Genomic DNA, 548 nt, shown 5'->3' on the forward strand with positions numbered 1-548 from the left:
ACCTGTCGCAGCGGCACCACGTGCAGCACCGCGGGCGCGTGCGTCTGCGTCCCGAAGTGCGACGGCAGGACGTGCGGCGGCGACGGGTGCGGTGGCACGTGCGGCACGTGCCCCGCCAACGCCACGTGCAGCGCCTCAGGCGACAGTTGCGCGTGCGCCCCGGGCTACGTGCCCAACCAGGCGCACACCGCATGTGTCCGCGTCGGTGGTGCCTGCGACGGCGTCAGCCGGTACGGCTACTGCTCCGGAGACACCTGGGTGCGGTGCGACGCGCAGGCCGGCGTCGTGGCGATGGAGTGCGGCGCGGGCCAGTGCAAGACGCTCGACTCCTACGGCAACGGGGCCTGTCGCTGCGGAAGCGTGGACGCCAACGGCGTTTGCGCGACGGCCGCTGGGACAAGCGGCGGCTCACCCTCTGTCCACTTCACGTGTGCAACGAGCGCTGGCGTCCTCCTCGCTGAGAACTGCGCCGAGGCCACCGGCTCCTCCGCCGCCCTCTGCAGCACGTTCGTGACGGCGTTCGGCCACCAGACAATGTGATTCTGCTC

General features: G+C 71.5%; 1 pseudogene. It reads left to right on the top strand.

The window, feature by feature from the left end:
* A pseudogene (locus D7V88_RS43530) lies at window positions 1–540 on the top strand (hypothetical protein); the annotation flags it as partial.
* Window positions 541–548 lie beyond the last annotated feature (8 nt).

Origin of the sequence: Corallococcus terminator, from assembly GCF_003611635.1 — a bacterium.
GTDB lineage: Bacteria > Myxococcota > Myxococcia > Myxococcales > Myxococcaceae > Corallococcus > Corallococcus terminator.